Annotated in this window: 10 protein-coding genes; 3 read left to right on the forward strand and 7 right to left on the reverse strand. The window is 71.5% G+C overall.

Features of this window, described 5'->3' with window-relative positions; all coding sequences use genetic code 11:
• Positions 1–1613, reverse strand: a 1613-nt coding sequence (locus JXZ78_RS24035) for an ATP-binding protein (RefSeq protein WP_238783334.1), incomplete at its 3' end; no start/stop codon positions are given.
• A 389-nt stretch (positions 1614–2002) separates the two neighbouring features.
• Here JXZ78_RS24035 and JXZ78_RS24040 point away from each other — a divergent pair.
• Together JXZ78_RS24040 and JXZ78_RS41140 are read left to right on the forward strand one after the other, a co-directional pair.
• Entirely contained in the window at positions 2003–2509 is a 507-nt protein-coding gene (locus tag JXZ78_RS24040) for an MFS transporter (protein ID WP_208870231.1), read from the forward strand.
• Between the two features lie 59 nt (positions 2510–2568).
• On the forward strand, positions 2569–2904 hold the full coding sequence (locus tag JXZ78_RS41140; protein WP_372498441.1) for a nitroreductase/quinone reductase family protein: 336 nt from the start codon (positions 2569–2571) through the stop codon (positions 2902–2904).
• On the opposite strand, the gene JXZ78_RS24050 is transcribed toward JXZ78_RS41140, so the two are convergent.
• The 6 genes from JXZ78_RS24050 to JXZ78_RS24075 all read right to left on the reverse strand — a co-directional run bounded on the left by JXZ78_RS24050 (position 2855) and on the right by JXZ78_RS24075 (position 11966).
• Positions 2855–4072, reverse strand: coding sequence for a trypsin-like serine protease (locus JXZ78_RS24050; protein ID WP_050502939.1), 1218 nt, complete (start codon positions 4070–4072; stop codon positions 2855–2857). The two genes, JXZ78_RS41140 and JXZ78_RS24050, sit on opposite strands and share 50 nt — an antisense overlap.
• 21 nt (positions 4073–4093) lie before the next feature.
• The gene (locus JXZ78_RS40840; protein WP_050502938.1) at positions 4094–5521 is read right to left on the reverse strand and encodes an endonuclease/exonuclease/phosphatase family protein; all 1428 of its coding nucleotides are present in this window, start codon (positions 5519–5521) and stop codon (positions 4094–4096) included.
• Positions 5522–5723: 202 nt separating this feature from the next.
• Entirely contained in the window at positions 5724–7595 is a 1872-nt protein-coding gene (locus JXZ78_RS24060; RefSeq protein ID WP_238783335.1) for a trypsin-like peptidase domain-containing protein, read from the reverse strand.
• Between the two features lie 80 nt (positions 7596–7675).
• Positions 7676–9565, reverse strand: a complete 1890-nt coding sequence (locus JXZ78_RS24065; protein WP_238783336.1) for a lytic transglycosylase domain-containing protein — start codon at positions 9563–9565, stop codon at positions 7676–7678.
• Positions 9566–9769: 204 nt separating this feature from the next.
• Positions 9770–11368 carry a S1 family peptidase gene (locus JXZ78_RS24070; RefSeq protein ID WP_238783337.1) on the reverse strand — a complete coding sequence of 533 codons (1599 nt, stop codon included), beginning with the start codon at positions 11366–11368 and terminating at the stop codon, positions 9770–9772.
• Positions 11369–11438: 70 nt separating this feature from the next.
• Entirely contained in the window at positions 11439–11966 is a 528-nt protein-coding gene (locus JXZ78_RS24075; RefSeq protein WP_030023890.1) for a hypothetical protein, read from the reverse strand.
• Positions 11967–12353: 387 nt separating this feature from the next.
• On the opposite strand from JXZ78_RS24075, the gene JXZ78_RS24080 reads away from it, so the two are divergent.
• Positions 12354–16280: a polymorphic toxin-type HINT domain-containing protein gene (locus JXZ78_RS24080; protein WP_050502935.1), complete on the forward strand. Its 3927-nt coding sequence runs from the start codon at positions 12354–12356 to the stop codon at positions 16278–16280.
• Positions 16281–16283: the final 3 nt, after the last annotated feature.

The following is a 16283-nucleotide window of genomic DNA, read 5'->3' on the forward strand; positions in this document are numbered from 1 at the left end:
GGGCCGCCGGCCGGTGCGGTGGAGGCGCCCACGGCGCGTGTGCCGGCGGGCGGTGTCCCGGCCGCGCTCGGCCACACCCCTTCGCCGTACGCGACGTCCGGGTACGCTCCGGCGGCCGCCCCGGCGACCGGCGCGCCGTGCGCGGCGTGCACGAGCCTGCGGCGCGGCCCGTGCGGCGAGGCGGGCCCGGCGGGTGCGGAGTCGTCGTACGGGCTCCGGTGGCCGGCCGCGGTGTCGGCGGCGGGGAGGGAGGGCGGCTCGGACACCGTCAGGGTGATCTCTCCGGAGTCCACGTACTGCTCACCCTCCTGCGGCTGTTCGGACTCCGGTCCCAGCAGGCCCTTCGGTACGACGAGTACGGCCTGCACGCCGCCGTAGATGTTGCCCTGGAGCCGGACCACGATGCCGTGCCGCCGGGCGAGCGAGGAGACCACGAAGAGCCCGATGCGCCCGTCGCTCAGCAGCTCGGCCACGTCGACGTGGTCGGGGTCGGCGAGCAGTCCGTTCATCCGGGTCTGCTCGGCCGTGGACATGCCCAGGCCCCGGTCCTCCACCTCGACGGCGAGGCCGGCCGTGACCAGCTGGGCGCGGAGCAGGACATGGGTGTGCGGGGCGGAGTAGACGGAGGCGTTCTCGACGAGTTCGGCGAGCAGGTGGATGACGTCGGCGACGGCGTGGCCGCGCAGGGTGCCCTCGATGGGCGGCACCAGCTTGATGCGCGGGTACTGCTCGACCTCCGCGATGGAGGAGCGCAGTACCTCGGTCATGGTGACCGGGCGGCTCCACTGGCGGCGGGAGATGGCGCCGCCGAGGACGGCGAGGTTCTCGGCGTGCCGGCGGATGCGGGTGGCCAGGTGGTCGACGTGGAAGAGGCCCTTGAGCAGGTCGGGGTCCTCGACCTGGTTCTCCAGCTCGTCCAGCAGCTCGATCTCGCGGTGCACCAGGGACTGCAGGCGCCGGGCGAGGTTGACGAACACCTCGACCTTCTGCTCGTTGCCGCTGGCGTGGCTGCGGGCGATGGCCACCGCGTCCACGACGGCCGTCTCGGCCGCCCGGCCCACCGCGGCCACCTCGTGGGCGAGCAGGTCGAGGGTGTCCCCGGCGGGCGGCGCGGCCGGTTCGCCCTCCCGCGGCTGGAGCCACTCGCCCTGACGGACCCGGTCCAGCAGGTCGTCGAGGTCGTGCCGGCCGCGGGCGCACACCTCGCGCAGCCGGGCGTGGCGGGCGACGGCGGCGCGTGCCTCGTTGTTGGCCGCGGCGCCGGCGGCCGTCACGATGACGCAGACCAGGACGCAGGCGCCGAGGAGTACGGCCCACTCGCGGCCGGTCAGCCCGGTGCCGCCGACCCGTACGACGAAGGCGGTGGTGGCCGAGCAGACGGCGGCGACGAGGAGGCAGGGCACGGCGGCGAGCCGTACCAGGCGGGTCCGTACGGCCGAATCGGCGGCCGTCTCCGGGAACGCGGCCCGGCCGTGCCGCCCGCCCTCCCGCTCCCGGGGCCGGGCGGCCGCCGGGACGGGGCCCGCCCCCTGGGGGCCGTGCGGGTCCGGGGGCCCCAGAGATCCCGAGGTCTCCTGGGTGGCAGGGGGCCCCTGGGGAAATGCAGCAGGCATCGGCGTTCTCCGGATCGGCCGTCGGCAGTTCGCGGAGCACGCACGCTAGTTGTTACGGGGGTGGGGTACCGACCCACTTCGGCGTTTCGCCACCCCGCGCCACCTCCCCCCGAGGGGGACGCCCGCACACCTGTACGCTTCTTTACGAACTCCCGTTCACACGCACACAGTTGAGGGGCGCCCGCGACACGCGGCCGGGTGGCGGGCGCGACCGCCGAAGCCGTCCGCGCCGCCTCCGGGGAGAGGCTGCCCAACTTCGCGGGTGTGGATGCGGTCCGGCGCGACAACCACACCACCGAAAAGTGGAAGATCCGCCTCCGAGGGTGCGCGGTGCCAAGGCCTCCAGAGCACGGCCCGGCTTGACCTTCACGCCGACGGCAGGGTCGAGGGTGTCGCCATGGAAACCTCGGACACCGCCCCGGACACCGCCATCGGCCGCCCCCCGGTGGGCGCTCGCCCTGCTGACCTGGTGCGCGTTCGTCCTCGGCACCGGCGAGATGATGGCCGCCGGGCCGCTGCCGGAGATCGCCACGGCCGCCGGTGTGCCGTTGCCGACCGCCGGCCTGCTGGTCGGCGTCTTCGCCCTGACGGTCGTCGTGGGCGGCCCCGTCCTGGCCCTGACCACCACGGCCGTACGGCGCCGACGACTGCTGGCCGTACTCCTGGCGCTCACCGTGCGGAGCTCGGCGTTCAACCTGGGCATCACCGGGGGCGGCTGGCTGGGCGGCCGCGTGATCGCGACCGGCGCGGGCCTGCGCCGGCTCCCCGTGACGGGCGGGCTGGTGGCGCTGGCCGCCCTGGCGATCGCCCTCGTCGAACACCTCGGCGAACGGCGGCGTACGGCTGCCCGGACCGTACCGGCGGGCCACGCCACGCCCGGCGAGGTGGCCGCGTGAACGCCGCCAACCAGCGCGTCATCGAAGAGTTCCACGCCAGCCAGGGCCGGGTGGGCGGGGTGTTCGCAGGGCAGCCGCTGCTCCTGCTGACGACCACCGGGGCGAGGTCGGGTCTGCCGCGTACCAACCCGGCCGTCCACCTGCCGGGCGGCGAGGACCGGCTGGCCGTCTTCGCGTCCAACGGCGGTTCGAACTGCGCCTCTCCCTGCTCCCGGAACGCATCGACGACCTCGTGGCCGTCCGCGACCAGCTCCTCGACCGGCTCGCCGGTCTCCGCGGGCAGCCCGCCACGGCCGGTGCGGCCGACCGGGCGGGCTGTCCGGAGCGGGACCACCCGAAGCGGGACTACGGGGCGGTCGGCGCCGTCCGCATCGCGTCCACCCGCTCGACGGTGAAGCGCTCCCAGCCGCCGGCGCGGACGGAACGGGCGCGCAGCAGGCCGTAGTCACCGTCGGTGCCGTTGACCTCGGTGCTGACGAACTTGTCGTTCGCCTTCGACTTCAGCGCGAAGGTGCCGTCGGGCTGCGGCACCAGCACGAACTTCTCCCAGGAGCCGATGGTGGTGCCGCGGGTGCGCAGCATGCCGCTGTGGTTGCCCGCGTCCTTGATCTCGGCGCTGACGAACAGGTCGTTCGGCTCGGACCGCAGGCTCACCGTGCCGTCCGCCGTGTTGTCGGTCAGCGTGAACCGCTGCCAGGATCCGATCTTGTCGGCGCGGGCCCGCAGCTTGCCTTGCTGGTTGCCGGTCTCGTTGATCTCGGCGGTGACGTACTTGCCGTTCGCGACGGACTTCAGCACCAGCCTGCGGACGACGGTACTGGCCCACGCGTTGACGTCATCGACCCGGGTCGCGACGGCGCCGGTGCGGGTCTCGGCCGCGTCGGTGCCGAGGCACCCGCCCTGCCAGGACAGGCTGCTGACGGCGACGAGCCGGTACTGGCCGCCCTGTTCGCGGACGACGGGGCCGCCGGTGTCGCCCTTGCAGACGGCGGCGCCCTCCTTGCCGGCGATGCTCATCCGGCCGTCACCGACCGAGTCGACGCCGAAGGCGCCGCTGTGCAGCCGGTCGGGCACCCACGCGGTCTTGGTGCGGCCGTAGCCGACGGCCCGCAGTTCCTCGCCCGCGGCGGGCGCCGAGGTGCCGAGGGCGACCGGGGTGATGTCGGTGACCGGCTTGTCGAGCCGGGCGAGGACCAGGTCACGGTCGGCGCGCGGGACGAGTTCGACGATCTCCCGAACCTGCCCTGTCGGGGTGGTCAGGTCGGTGCGGCCGAGGGTGGCGGTGGTCTTACGGGCGGGCTTGCCCGCGGGGACCTCGGCGGCCTGGGCGGGGTCGTCCGCGAAGCAGCTGGCCGCGGTGAGGATCCAGTGAGCGTCGACCAGGGCGCCGGAGCAGCCGCGCTCGCCGTCGCCGATGTCGAGCTTCGCGGTGAAGGGAAAGGCCTTGTCCGCGGCGGGGTCGCCGACGACGGCCTGGGCCGGGGCGACGGTGAGCGCGCCGGCGGCGACCACGGTGGCGGTGACGGTGGTCAGCCACGCCGGGCGCGAGATTCTGCGGTGCACGGTTCGTCTCTCGTTTCGTTGTCAGGCTGCGGGCAGGGCGATGGTGCCGTACAGCGTGCGGTGGTCGGAGGGGCTGGCCTGCGGGGACAGGGCGCAGGAGGTGAAGGGGGCGTTCTTCGGAGCGAAGATGTAGTCGATCTTCATGTCGCGGATGGTCGGCCGGCCGTCGCGCGGCGCACCGGGATTCCCGAGCTGGGCACATTCCCGGTACCGCGCGTACACGGGCTCCAGCACGTCGCGGGACTCCCCCTTGGCGGCGTCCGGCGGCACCACGTTGAAGTCGCCGCCGAACACGGTGCGGTACCCGGGCTGGCCGACGATGCGCAGCAGTTCGCCCGCCTGAGCGCGGCGGAAGCTGCCGTCCGCGTCGTCGTAGGCGGGTCCGCCCGCGCTGAAGTGGGTGGTGCACAGCAGCAGCGCGCGGTTCGGCAGCGCGGCGCACAGGGCGGTACGCTGCTCCGTCCTGCCGCCCCGGATGTTGGTGTCCGGGGAGGTCAGGTCGTACCGCTGGAACCAGGAGCTCCCGTCCGGCACGGCGAGCCCGATGCCGTAGGAGCCACGGTCCACGTCCCCAGCGGTGTCGCACTGCTTCTGGGCCTTCAGCGCACCCGCGTTGTAGTGGATGGGCGCGAAGAACACGTTCCAGCCGTGGCCGGTCGCCTGCTCAAGCTTCTCCTCCACCGGCTTGGCGTGCTTCTCGCAGAACTCCTGCAAGAACACCGCGTCCGGCAGCGGGCCATCGGCGGAGGGGCGCAGCCGCGACGCGATCTCGGCCGCCAGCTTGTCGGCGCCTGTGTGCGCGTTGCCGCACTGGGTGTTGTTGTTGCCGCAGACGTTCCAGGTCATGACGTTGACCTGGTCCGCGCGCGGAGCGGCGGGGGCCGGGATCGGGCTGTCCCGGTCCACCCGCTCGAAGGCGAAGCGCTCCCAGGCACCGACCCGGTCGGACCGGGCGCGCAGCAGATCCTGGTCGGCGCCGGTCCCGTTGACCTCCGTACTGACGTACTTGCCGTTCGCCTGCGACTTCAACGCGAACGTTCCGTCAGACTGCGGGACCGGCTGGAACTTCTCCCACGCGCCGATCTTCGTCCCGCGGTTGCGCAGCATCCCGCTGTGGCTTCCCGCGTCCTTGACCTCGGCGCTGACGAACAGACCGGTCGCATCGGAGCGCAGGCTCACGGTGCCGCCCTTGTCGCCGGTGTGCAGCGTGAACTGCTGCCAGGGTCCGGCCTGGTCGGCGTGGGCCCGCAGCTTGCCCTGCTGATTCCCGCTGCCGCCGGTCTCGACGGTGACGTACCTGCCGTTCGCCTGGGACTTCAGGGCCCACCGCTGCCCTGCGGCCCTGTCGGTGTCCGCGCTCCCGGCGGCCTGCGCCGCTGTCGCGGGCAAGGCTGCCGCGACGGCGAGCAGCCCGCACAGCGCGGCCAGCGACGATATGAGCCGACGCACACGGCCTCCTCTTCCTGGTTCGGTCTGCGCCGATGGAGATTCGGACGCAGAAAAGCGGATTCTACGTACACGTAGGTGCGCTCCCGCCAGCGGCATCCTGAGGGAGCTCGGCGGCAGCGGCAGCCGGCGCCCGGTCCAGACACAAGAGCCGGGCGCCTTGCGGTGCCCGGCTCTGCGGTACGACAGTACGGTTGCGCGCTGGTCAGGCGGCGGGCACCAGGGTGCGTTCGCGGGCCAGCGACGTGGTGGTGTCACCGTTCAGGGTGAGGCGGCCGTTCGGCCACGCGACGACGACGTCGTTGCGGGCGGTGTCACCGCCGAAGGCACCGACCGTGGCCAGGGCGCTGGAGCGGAAACCCGACTTGGCGGGGCTCAACCGGTGTTCGGTCTTGAGCTGGTGGGCGCCGATGTTCTCGTAGGCGGTGACTTCGCCGTCGGACCAGCGTACGAAGAGGTCCTGGTCGCCGGTGGCCGGGCGGAAGTCGCCGGCTGCCAGGTCACGGGCGTGCGGCCAGGTGCCGTTGGGGGCGGCCAGCCGGGACTCGGCGTGGAAGCCGTCGGCGTCGACGTTGGTGAAGAAGGTGACACGGCCGTTGGCCCACTGCACCACGACGTCGTCGCTGCGCGTGTTACCGCCGCCGAAGCGGCCGGCGGCCATGCCCACCGCCTGCGTCCAGGTACCGTTCGGCGCCTTGAGCTGAATGGCGTTCTTGAGCTTGTTGGTCTCGTTGACGTCCCTGTAGAGGGTGACCTTGCCGTTCGTCCAGCGCACCAGAAGATCGCTGGTGCCGTCCCCGGTGAAGTCCCCCGCCGTCATCACCGCAGCGTTCTTCCACTCCGGGTCCTTGGCCAGCTGCACGTCGTTGCCGAAACCGTAAGCGCCATTGCCCGGGTAAAGAGACACCTCACCGTCCGACCAGCGCACGATCAGATCACTGGTCCCCCGCCGCACCGAGGCACTGTGGAAACTGCCGGCGGTCATCGCGCGCGCGTGCTGCCAGGTCCCGGCCCCGCCCATCGTGTACTTCCCGTCCAGGGGGAGATCGGCCGCGGCCTGCCGGTACAGCCAGGCCGCATCGTCGTCGAACTGCGAGGTGTACGAGGTGTGGTCGTACTGCCCGCCGGTCTTGTAACCGCCGATGACACCGACCAGCTTGCCGCGCCGCCCGTCGAAATCCTCGATGAACGGACCACCGCTGACACCCGACCGGTAACCGTCACACTGGATCTCCATGAACCGGCCCTGGAACGCCCGGGTGTCATTCGTGCACGACAGCGGCGTCTTCTGACCCCCCGGATAGCCGACGACCGTCACCCCCGCTCGCGCCAGGTGCGCGGAATCGACAGAGGTGAGAGTGTTGCCCGGGCCCGCGGCATCCTCCAGCAGCTGCCCCTGCGTATTGGCCCCCACCCGCAGGAAGGCGAAGTCCACATCGTCGTCGGCCGGGCTCGCCTGGTAACGGTGGTCGATCCACACCTTCCCCTCCAGCACGGGGAAGATCCCGTACGGCATCTCGCCGGCCTGGCCCGCCTTGGTGCCCCCGGCACGGTAGCCGGGCACGAAGGCGGCGTTACGCAGCGAGGTGTTGCCCTTGAGACAGTGCGCGGCCGTGACCACCAGGCTCTTGGAGCCGGAGGCGACAGTACTGGCCGTACAGAACTGATTGTGCGTCGCGCTGCCGTCACTGCCGCGCAGCAGGAACACCCCGACCGTGGCGATGCCCTCGGCCACCTGATGGGTCGGCTCCGCCGACCGCTTGCGCCGCACGCCGGGCGCGGGCTGACCGCCCTCGCTCTTGGCCCCGGCCCCGGCGCTCTCCACCGGCACCGCACTGCGAATGCGCTCCGGCGTCCAGTAGCGCTCGGTCTCCTTCGCCTTGCGCACCTGTTCAGGGGAGGACGGGGCCGGCACGCCCGCGGTCGGCTGCGCAGCGTCCGGCACCGCCGCGGAAAAGGCGGGCGAGTGGTCCGCGGATGGTGGGGTGGCGGCGGCCGCGACAGAGATTCCGGGGCCGGCCAGGGTCAGGGAAGCCACGCCGAGGGTGGTGGCGCGCAGCCAGAATGTGCGTCTCATGAAGTGCTCTTTTTGCGAAGAAGCGGGCTCGGCCGGCGACCCGGCCGAGCAGCATGCGGACAGGGAATTCAGCAGGGCTGTCAGGGAACGCGCGGCCCGGTGGACGGTGACGGTGCGACCGTCAGCGGAATGTCCAGGACGTTGCCGGACGGAGCGGCCGGGGCGCCTTCGGACGGGGCGCCTTCGGACGGAGCGTCTTCGGACGGAATGGCCAGGCGCAGGATGTAGGCCCCTGAGCGCGGCCCGGTGTGCACAGGCGGCAGGGCGGTACGGCCGTCGGCGTCCGCAGGAGGCAGGAGCAGCGAACGCACCGGCCGGTCGTGCTCGTCCCGGAGGGACGGCCCGTCGAGAGCGGGCGCCGGCTGCTCGCCCTTGACGGCGGTCAGCACGGTCACGGCGATGCGCACGCCGGCGGCGGGGCGGCCGTTCCGGGTGACCCGCACGGACGGCAGCTCGGCGAGGAGGCTGTCCGGACCTGCCTGGAGCGGCAGCGACAGCGGCGGATGCCGCGGGTCCTGGTGGTCCTGGTCCCACAGCTCCAGACGGTAGGAGGGCGGCCGGACGGTGACGGTGAAGTCGACAGCCACGCCGCTGCCGCCGGGCGCCGTCGCGGTGAGCGTGAAACGTCCGGGGCGGTCGCCGGGCCGAAGGGCGGGGGCGGTGGCGATGCCGCCCCGGTCCGCCGTCACCGTCACGGTGCCGGCCTCCCCCGCCGGCCGCAGGCCGGTGCCGCGGAACGTGACCCGGGCGCCGGGCACGGGGTGGCCGTGCGCGTCGAGGGCCCGGACCTGCGGCTGCCGGCCGAAGGCCGTACCGGCTTCGGCCTCCAGGTGCCGGTCGCCGAGGCTCTCCAGCCGTACGACGGTGTGATGGTCCGCGACCGGCTCGGGCACCGGGTCGGGCTCGACCGGCGGGCGGTGGGGTGCCACCGGACGGCTCCCGGTGCCGGTCCCCTGCCCCGCCGGAACAGGCTTCGACGCACCGGAGCCGCCGGAGCCGCCGGAGCCGCTGGAGCCGCTGGAGCCGCTGGAGCCGCCGGATTCCTGGGGCAGCGTCCGGTCCCGGTCCGGTTGGGCCGGCCGGCCGGTACGGGTGGGCTGGTGCGCCCGGCGTACGTCGGCCGCCCTCTCCGCGGGGTCGGGCCGGTGCGGCGTGGCGGGAGCGTCGTCCGGCGTCTGAGCGACCTCGGAACCGCGATAGGTGTCCATCCACTTCCGTACGGCATTCACGTACGCACGCGAATTGTTGTAACTCAGAATCGCCCGGTCCAGATCAGCACCCCGGCTCAGATCCCGGTCCCCCGCACACAGGTAACGAGCCGTACCCAACGCGGCATCAAACATGTTGTTCGGGTCCTTGACCCCGTCACCATTACCGTCCGCACCCCAGCTCCCCCACGTCGACGGAATGAACTGCATCGGCCCCACCGCACGGTCGAACACAGCGTCCCCGTCCCACCGCCCCCCATCGGTGTCCCGGATCAGCGCGAACTGCGCCCCGTCCAGCCGCGGTCCCCGGATCGGCCGTGCCGTCGAGCCGTCACCACGCAACCCGTAACCAGAAGCATGCACGGACTCCACCCGTCCGATCCCCGCCACCAACTGCCACGGCAGACGGCACGACGGCTGGCTCCCCCGCAACACCCCCTCCGCCTTGCGATACGCAGCCAACGCCGTCGCAGGAATGCCCGCGGTGCCCGGCGACGCCGTACCGGTGTCTCCCGCGCCGGGCTCCTTGCCCTGGCCGTCCCGCAGAAGGTTGGGCAGGTCAAGGGCAGGGTCGCCGCGGTGCCGCGACTGCGGGCTGTCCAGGCCGGCGTCGGCCTGGCGGGCATCGGCGCGCGACGGGCCGGCGGCCTCCAGAGGGCTGAGGGTTGCCGCGGCGCTCAGGCTGGCGGCCAGGGCGCAGGCACACAGGCTCTGACGCACCCGGCGCGCGACCAGAGTGGGCAGGGTGGGGAACGGGTTCACGGGCGGGCAGGTCCTTGGCGTGCGGAAAAGAACAAGGGGCACGGTGTCGTGGACACCGGCTCATGGAAGAGCACCGGTGGGAGCGGGACGCCCCGACCGGTGCCGGGTTCAGGGCCGGAGACCGGCCGTTCGGCCGTGGCCCTGGCAGCGGTCCGGCCGGCCCTCGGAGACGACGGCCGGCCGGACTGCGGTGCTGTGCGTGCTTCAGCCGACGAGCTTGACCTCGCCGTGCGTCCCCTGGGCGTCCACGCCCGGGTAGAGGCCGAGCGACTGGTCGGCCCAGCGCACGAGGACGTCGTTGGGCCGGTCGTTGGCCACGAAGGCACCCGCCCCGACCACGGTCGCGCCGGTCCACGGCGACTTGGCCGGGCGAATCTTGATCTCGCCGTGCAGGCCGGCGGTGGTGATGCCCGGGTAGATGGTGGCTTCACCGTCGGACCAGCGCACCAGCAGGTCCGCGGTCTTCTTGCCGGTGAACTCGCCCGAGGTGATCTGCGTGGCGTGCGGCCACGTGGTGTTCGCCTTGACCAGGACCTTCTGGGAGGCCGGCTTGACACCGTTGGTGTCCAGGTCGGGGTGGAGCGTGACGTGGCCGTCGTTCCAGACGACCACCAGGTCGTCGCGCTGCGCGTTGGCGGTGTAGCGACCCGCGGTGATCTGCGTGGCCTTGGTCCAGTCGGCGCTCTTGGCCAGCATCTTCTCGCCGTGGAAACCGGTCTTGTCCACGTGGGTGTACTGCGTCACCTCGCCGTCGACCCAGCGCACCACCAGACCGTCCGAGCCGTTGCCGAAGCTGGCGCCGGTGATCTGCCGGGCGTAGTCCCAGGTGCTCTTCTTCTTGGGGGTGTTCGGGGCCGCCAGACGGTACTCGGCGACGAAGGGGTGCTTGGCGTCCTTGTCGTCACCGCCCTGGTAGAGGGTCATCTCGGCGTCGGTCCAGCGCACGATCAGGTCCATGTGCCGGGTGCCGCCGGCCGAACCGCCGGTGAAGTAGCCCGACGCGACGTGCGTGGCCTTGCCCCACGGCGCGTTGGGGAAGACGCTGCGGTAACGGACCTTGCTGACCCAGTCGTTCAGGTCGTCCACCCGCGCGTCCACGGCGCCGGTGCGGGTCTCGGCCGGGTCGGTGCCCAGGCACCCGCCCTGCCAGGACGTGTTGTTGACCGCGACCAGCTCGACCTGGCCGTCCTTCTCCCGCAGCGCCGGCCCGCCGGTGTCGCCCTTGCACACCGAGGCGTCCTTGCCGGTGAGGCCGAGCGCCCCGTCGCGTACGGAGTCCACCGTGAACGCGGCGGCGTGCAGCTTGTCCGGCACCCACTCGGTCTTCGTCCGCCCGAAGCCCGCGACCTTGAGCTGCTCGCCCTCGACGGGAGCGGCGGTACCGACGGTCACCGGGGTGACGCCGGCGACCGGCTTGGCGAGCTTGGCCATGACCAGGTCACGGCCCTGGTAGGGCACCAGTTCATCGATCTGGACCTCGCTGCCGCCCGTCCCGGCCAGGTCGGTACGGCCGATGGTGGCCGTCGTCGGCCACGCGGGCTTCCCCTCGGAGACCTGCGGCGCCTTGGCCGGGTCGGCGGCGAAGCAGCTCGCCGCGGTGAGCAGCCACTGCTTGTCGACCAGCGCGCCGGAGCAGCTGCGCTTGCCGTCACCGATGTCGAGCTTGGCGGTGAACGCGTAGTCACCGGAGGCGACCGGAGCATTCGCGACGGCGTGGGCGGTGGCGCTGGTCAGCACGCCGGCCGCGAGAGTGGTGGTGAGGATTCCAGCGAGCCATCCGGCTCGGGCACGTGTGCTGTACATATCTCTTTCTCAAACCCCGTGGTCATGGCCGGCTGCCGCTGGTGATCAGCGGCAGCCCGAGAACGCTCGATCAGCCGACGCGAAGCTCCAGCAGGTCGGCCTTCTTGCCGCCCGAGGGGACGTCGGCGACGCCGACCGTCTTCACCTGGTTCGGGCCGTCATTGGTGACGACGGTCTGCTTCTTGCCGTCGGAGGTGAGGGTGGCCTTGACGACCTGCTTCTCGGTCCAGATGCCGCTCACGTCGGGCACCTCCATGGTGAGGTTCCCCTTCTTGCCGGTCACCTTGAAGCAGTAGAAGACGGTGTCGAACCCCTTGTTGGCCTCGACCTTGATCTTCCAGTCACCGGAGCACTCGGTCAGAAGGATGTGACCGTCCCCCTTGAGCAGCTTGAGGCCCTTCTCGGCGAGGATCTTGTCCGCGCCCGGGTAGCCGAAGTCCTCGACGGCGGAAGGCATTTCGTCTGCCGCTGCCTGCTGCACGCCGGCGCCCGCGGTGCGCGGGGCGGCCTGGGCCGTGGCGAGTGCGGAGACCGCCGCGATGCTCGCGACGGCACCGACGACGCCGACAACCAGCCTCTTGCGGGCGCTAAGTATCACCAGGGTTTCCTTCCGAGGGGTGTGCGGCGCCGCACGGCGGCCACATGAGAATTCCATTAAAGAGCAGCGGTGAACTTATCACCTGAACATCCCGACCAACCATTTACGACCCACGGGTAACAAAGTGATCACAAATCCGACTTCGCGCCCCATGTCATCGCGGCCCACCAGGCCTGACCAGCGGCCGGGACGACACCGCCGAGGCGCCCCCGTCAACTGCCCGAGAGGGAGATCCGACAGTTCCGACGCCGTTACGCTCACCGCGCCGAAAGCCGGCAAGGCGTGAACAGCCTGAAGGGTTGTGTAGTGAGAGCGAGAGGAAAGTGGCGGCTCGGTATACGCGCTGTATGCGCGACCGCGCTGTCGCTGACGATCGTCGCGGGGGCAGTGGGGACGAGTCCCGCGTTCGCGACGGAAGAATCAGATGTATGGCCGGAGGATCAGAATCTCGATCCCGTCCCGGACACCCCACGCGGCCGTATCGTCAAGTTCTGGCAGGAGGGCGGGCCGGGCGTCAAGGCGGCTGCGGAAGCCGCCCTGCTGGGTACCGACGAGGACGTCCAGCGTTTCCTGGACAAGGAACAGGTTCTCCTTGAAGCCAAGGACGACCGCATCGAAGCCTTGCAGATCGTCTCCTTGGGCGGCGTCAATGTGCGGGGCGCGGCCACCCAGGCTTTGTCGGCCGACAATCCGGAAACGCTGCGGAACTTCCTGAAGGACGGCTGGGAGAAGCCGCTTCAGGCGGACCAGCGCATTGAGGCCCAGCAAGCGATCAGCACGGGCGGGCGGTACATCCAGGAGGCCGCCAAGGCGGCACTGAACGGCACGCCCGACGACGTACGCGAGTTCCTGGACACCACCCGTCACTCCGCGGAAAAGGCGGACAACCGGGTCCGGATCCTGCAGATTGTGAGCACCGGCGGCCCAGCGGCCAAGGAAGCCGCGAAGGCTGCCCTTGAGGGTTCCGCCGAGGATTACAAGGAGTTCCTGGAGGTCGGCCAGTACGTCGCCCGTGACCGGGACCAGGAACGCGCGACCATCGAGCAACTGGCACAGCAGGCCAAGGAAGCGGGCGCTCGGGCCAAGCGCGAGACGGACGCCGCCAAGGTGGCCTCCGAGCGCGCGATCGAGGCGTCGAAGCTGGCCAAGGAGGCCGCGGAAGAGGCCAAGCGGGAGACCGAGGCCGCACGCAAGGACTCGTTGAAGGCGGCCAGCGCCGCCGGCCGCGCCGCGAAGGCGGCCAAGTCCGCGGCGTTGGCGGCGCAGCAGGCGATCAGCGCCGCGCGCGCCGCCAACAACGCGGCTCGTGTCGCGGCACACGCCGCCTCCCAGGCCGCGGCCGCCGCGGCCGGTGCGGCCAATGCCGCTTCCCGGGCCCAGAACGCCGCCGCGGCCGCGGCGTCGGACGCCTCCCAGGCCTCCACCGCGCGTAAGGCCGCTGAGCAGGCCCGCGACGCCGCCAAGGGCGCCGAGAAGGCGGCTGACGCCGCCGATCAGGCAGGCATCGCCTCGGACGAAGCGAGCAAGGCCGCCGGTGCGGCGCTGAGCGCCGGCCGTAACGCGGACGCCGCGGCATCCGCCGCGGGCGAGGCGAGCGGTTTCGCGGACGCGGCCGGAGCCCATTCCGGTGAGGCCCGTGCCGCCGCGGCGCAGGCGCGCCGCCACGCAGCCGAGGCCACCCGGGCGGCCAACCGCTCCTCGGCCCTGGCGAAGCAGGCGGCGAGTGAGGCGTATGCGTCACGCAACGCGGCCAGGTCGGCTGCCCAGCATGCCAACAATGCCGCGGACGCCGCCGAGGACGCGGCCAAGCACGCGGGGGAAGCCAACAAGCAGGCCGAGAAGGCGGCGAACCACGCCAAGGCCGCCAAGGACTCCGCCACCGAGGCCACCAACGCCGTGGCACAGGCGCGCAAGACCCACGCGCTGGTGCGGCAGACCGAGGAGGAAGAACTCACGTCCCGTACGGCCGCCGCGATTGCGAAGGCCAAGGACCTCAAGGACGAGGACGATCAGCGCAAGGCCGTCGAAGCGGCCACGCTGAAGGAGTTCAAGGACCTCAACGCCGAGGCCGACCGCCTGGCCACCGAGGCCGCCGAGCCCGGCAGCTCGGTCAAGGACACGGCCGTCAAGGGCCGCAAGGTCGCGCTGCGTGTCATGGAGACCGGTGGTCCCTGGAGCCAGGCAGCCGCCGAGGTCGCCCTGGCCGGCTCGGACGACGAGGTGCGCAAGTACGTACGGTCGGGCCACAAGAAGGCCGTCGAGCAGGACGAACGCTTCCGCACGGAACGCCTGGCGGACGAGGGCGTGTCCGAGGCCGTCAAGCAGGGGGCCGAGAAGGCGCTCCAGGGCGACGCCAAGGCGGTCAGCGACTTCCTGAGCACCGGGCAGCACCAGGTGGCGTCGGCCGAGTACCGCATCCAGGCACTGCGGCTGAACAGCACCGGCGCCACGCAGGTGAAGGAGGCCGCCAAGGCCGCACTCAACGACGGTTCCCCCGAAAAGCTGCTGGCCTTCCTGCACCAGGGCCAGTACACCGCCCAGGCGGCGGACGAGCGGGTCCGGGCCCTGCAGCTGCTGAGCAACGGTGGTCCGGAGGTCAAGGCCGCCGCCCAGATCGCCTTGGAGGGGCCGCCGCAGCTGCTGCACACCTTCATCGAGGCGGGGCAGTACATGGCCCAGCGCAAGGACAGCCTGGCCGCCACGCACAACGCGCAGATCGAACGGCTCATCGCTGAGGCGGACGGGGTGGCCGCCACGGCGCGGGAAAACGCCCACAAGGCCAACGAGTACGCGCTGCGGGCGAAGCACGCGGCCGCGGAAGCCGACAAGGCCGCGGCTGAGGCCAAGAAGGCGGCAGGCCAGGCCCGGCAGTACGCGGACGACGCCAAGAAGTCGGCCGAGCGGGCCGAGGCATCGGCCCGGCAGGCCGCCGAGTCCGCCAGGAAGGCGCGTGCCGCCGAGGCCGACGCCAAGCGCGCCGCGTTGGACGCGTCCAACTCCGCTGCCCGTGCCGAGGCGTCGGCCGTGATGGCCCGGGGCTCGGCCGACTCGGCCTGGACGGCTGCCAACGACGCGCGCGCGTCCGCCCTCCAGGCGGGCAAGGACTCCGAGGCGGCCCAGGAGGCCGCTGACGGGGCCAAGGAGATCGCCGAGCAGAAGAAGAAGGCCGAGGAGGAGGCCAAGCGCCGGGACAAGGAGGCCCGGGAACGGCAGGAGAGGATCAACGAGATCCTCCGGCAGCGGGCCGAGACGGACAACGAAGAGGACCTGAACTGGTCCGACCTCGGCCACTTCGCCGCCGACCTCGGCGGCGCCATTCCCGGTCCGGTGGGCACCATTTCCAATGGCGTCAACTGCGGCTGGTACGCCAAGGACGGCCAGGTCGCCGACGCCGCGGCGTCCTGCGCCGGCATGATCCCCGGCGTCGGCACGGCCAAGTCCGGCTCGAAGCTGTCCAAGTGGGGCAAGAAGTTCTGGAACGCCGCCTTCAGCAAGAAGGGCAGGCTCCCGAAATTCTGCCCGGTCAACAGTTTCACCCCCGAGACACCGGTCGTGATGGCCGACGGCTCCGCCAAGGCCATCAAGGACATCGCCAAGGGTGACAAGGTCCTCGCCGCAGACCCCGAGACGGGCGCGCGCGGAGCGCGGCCGGTCGAACAGGTCATCGTCGGCGACGGCACCAAGCACCTGGTCGAGCTGACGATCGACACCGACGGGCCGCAGGGCAACGCCACCGGCACCGTCAACGCGACCGACGGGCACCCTCTCTGGGTCGAGAACCTGGGCACCTGGGTCAAGGCCGGGGACATCCGCAAGGGCGCGCTGCTGCGTACCGAGGACGGCTCGAACGTAACGGTCACGAATACGCGCACCTGGACTGCTTCCCAGCGTGTCTTCAACCTCACGGTCGGCGGTATCCACACCTTCCACGTCCGGGCCGGCTCGACCGCGGTCCTGGTGCACAACAAGGGCGGGTGCCCCGTCCCGCTGCGGGACTGGACCACCAAGCGGTTCCGTTACGGCGACAACGAGTTCCAGCTCGACAAGAAGGGCATGGAGCACATCCTCAAGCGCCACCACCCCAAGTACTGGGACGGTTCCGTCAAGAAGGAGCAGTCGTTCCTGGACCCGAAGCTGTCCGTCGACGACCTCAAGCACGTGGTCGGCGAGGTCATGAATCAGAATCGGAACACTCTGCTTGAGAATGGCATCAAGCACAAGTACCAGGTGACGGGGACGGTCAACGGTGTCAAGTACACGCTCGGCATGAAGAAGGGCGGCCGGGTGGGCCAGCTCTACCCGGTCTACGAGTAGAAA

This window comes from Streptomyces monomycini (assembly GCF_022271435.1).
Classification (GTDB): Bacteria; Actinomycetota; Actinomycetes; order Streptomycetales; family Streptomycetaceae; genus Streptomyces; species Streptomyces monomycini.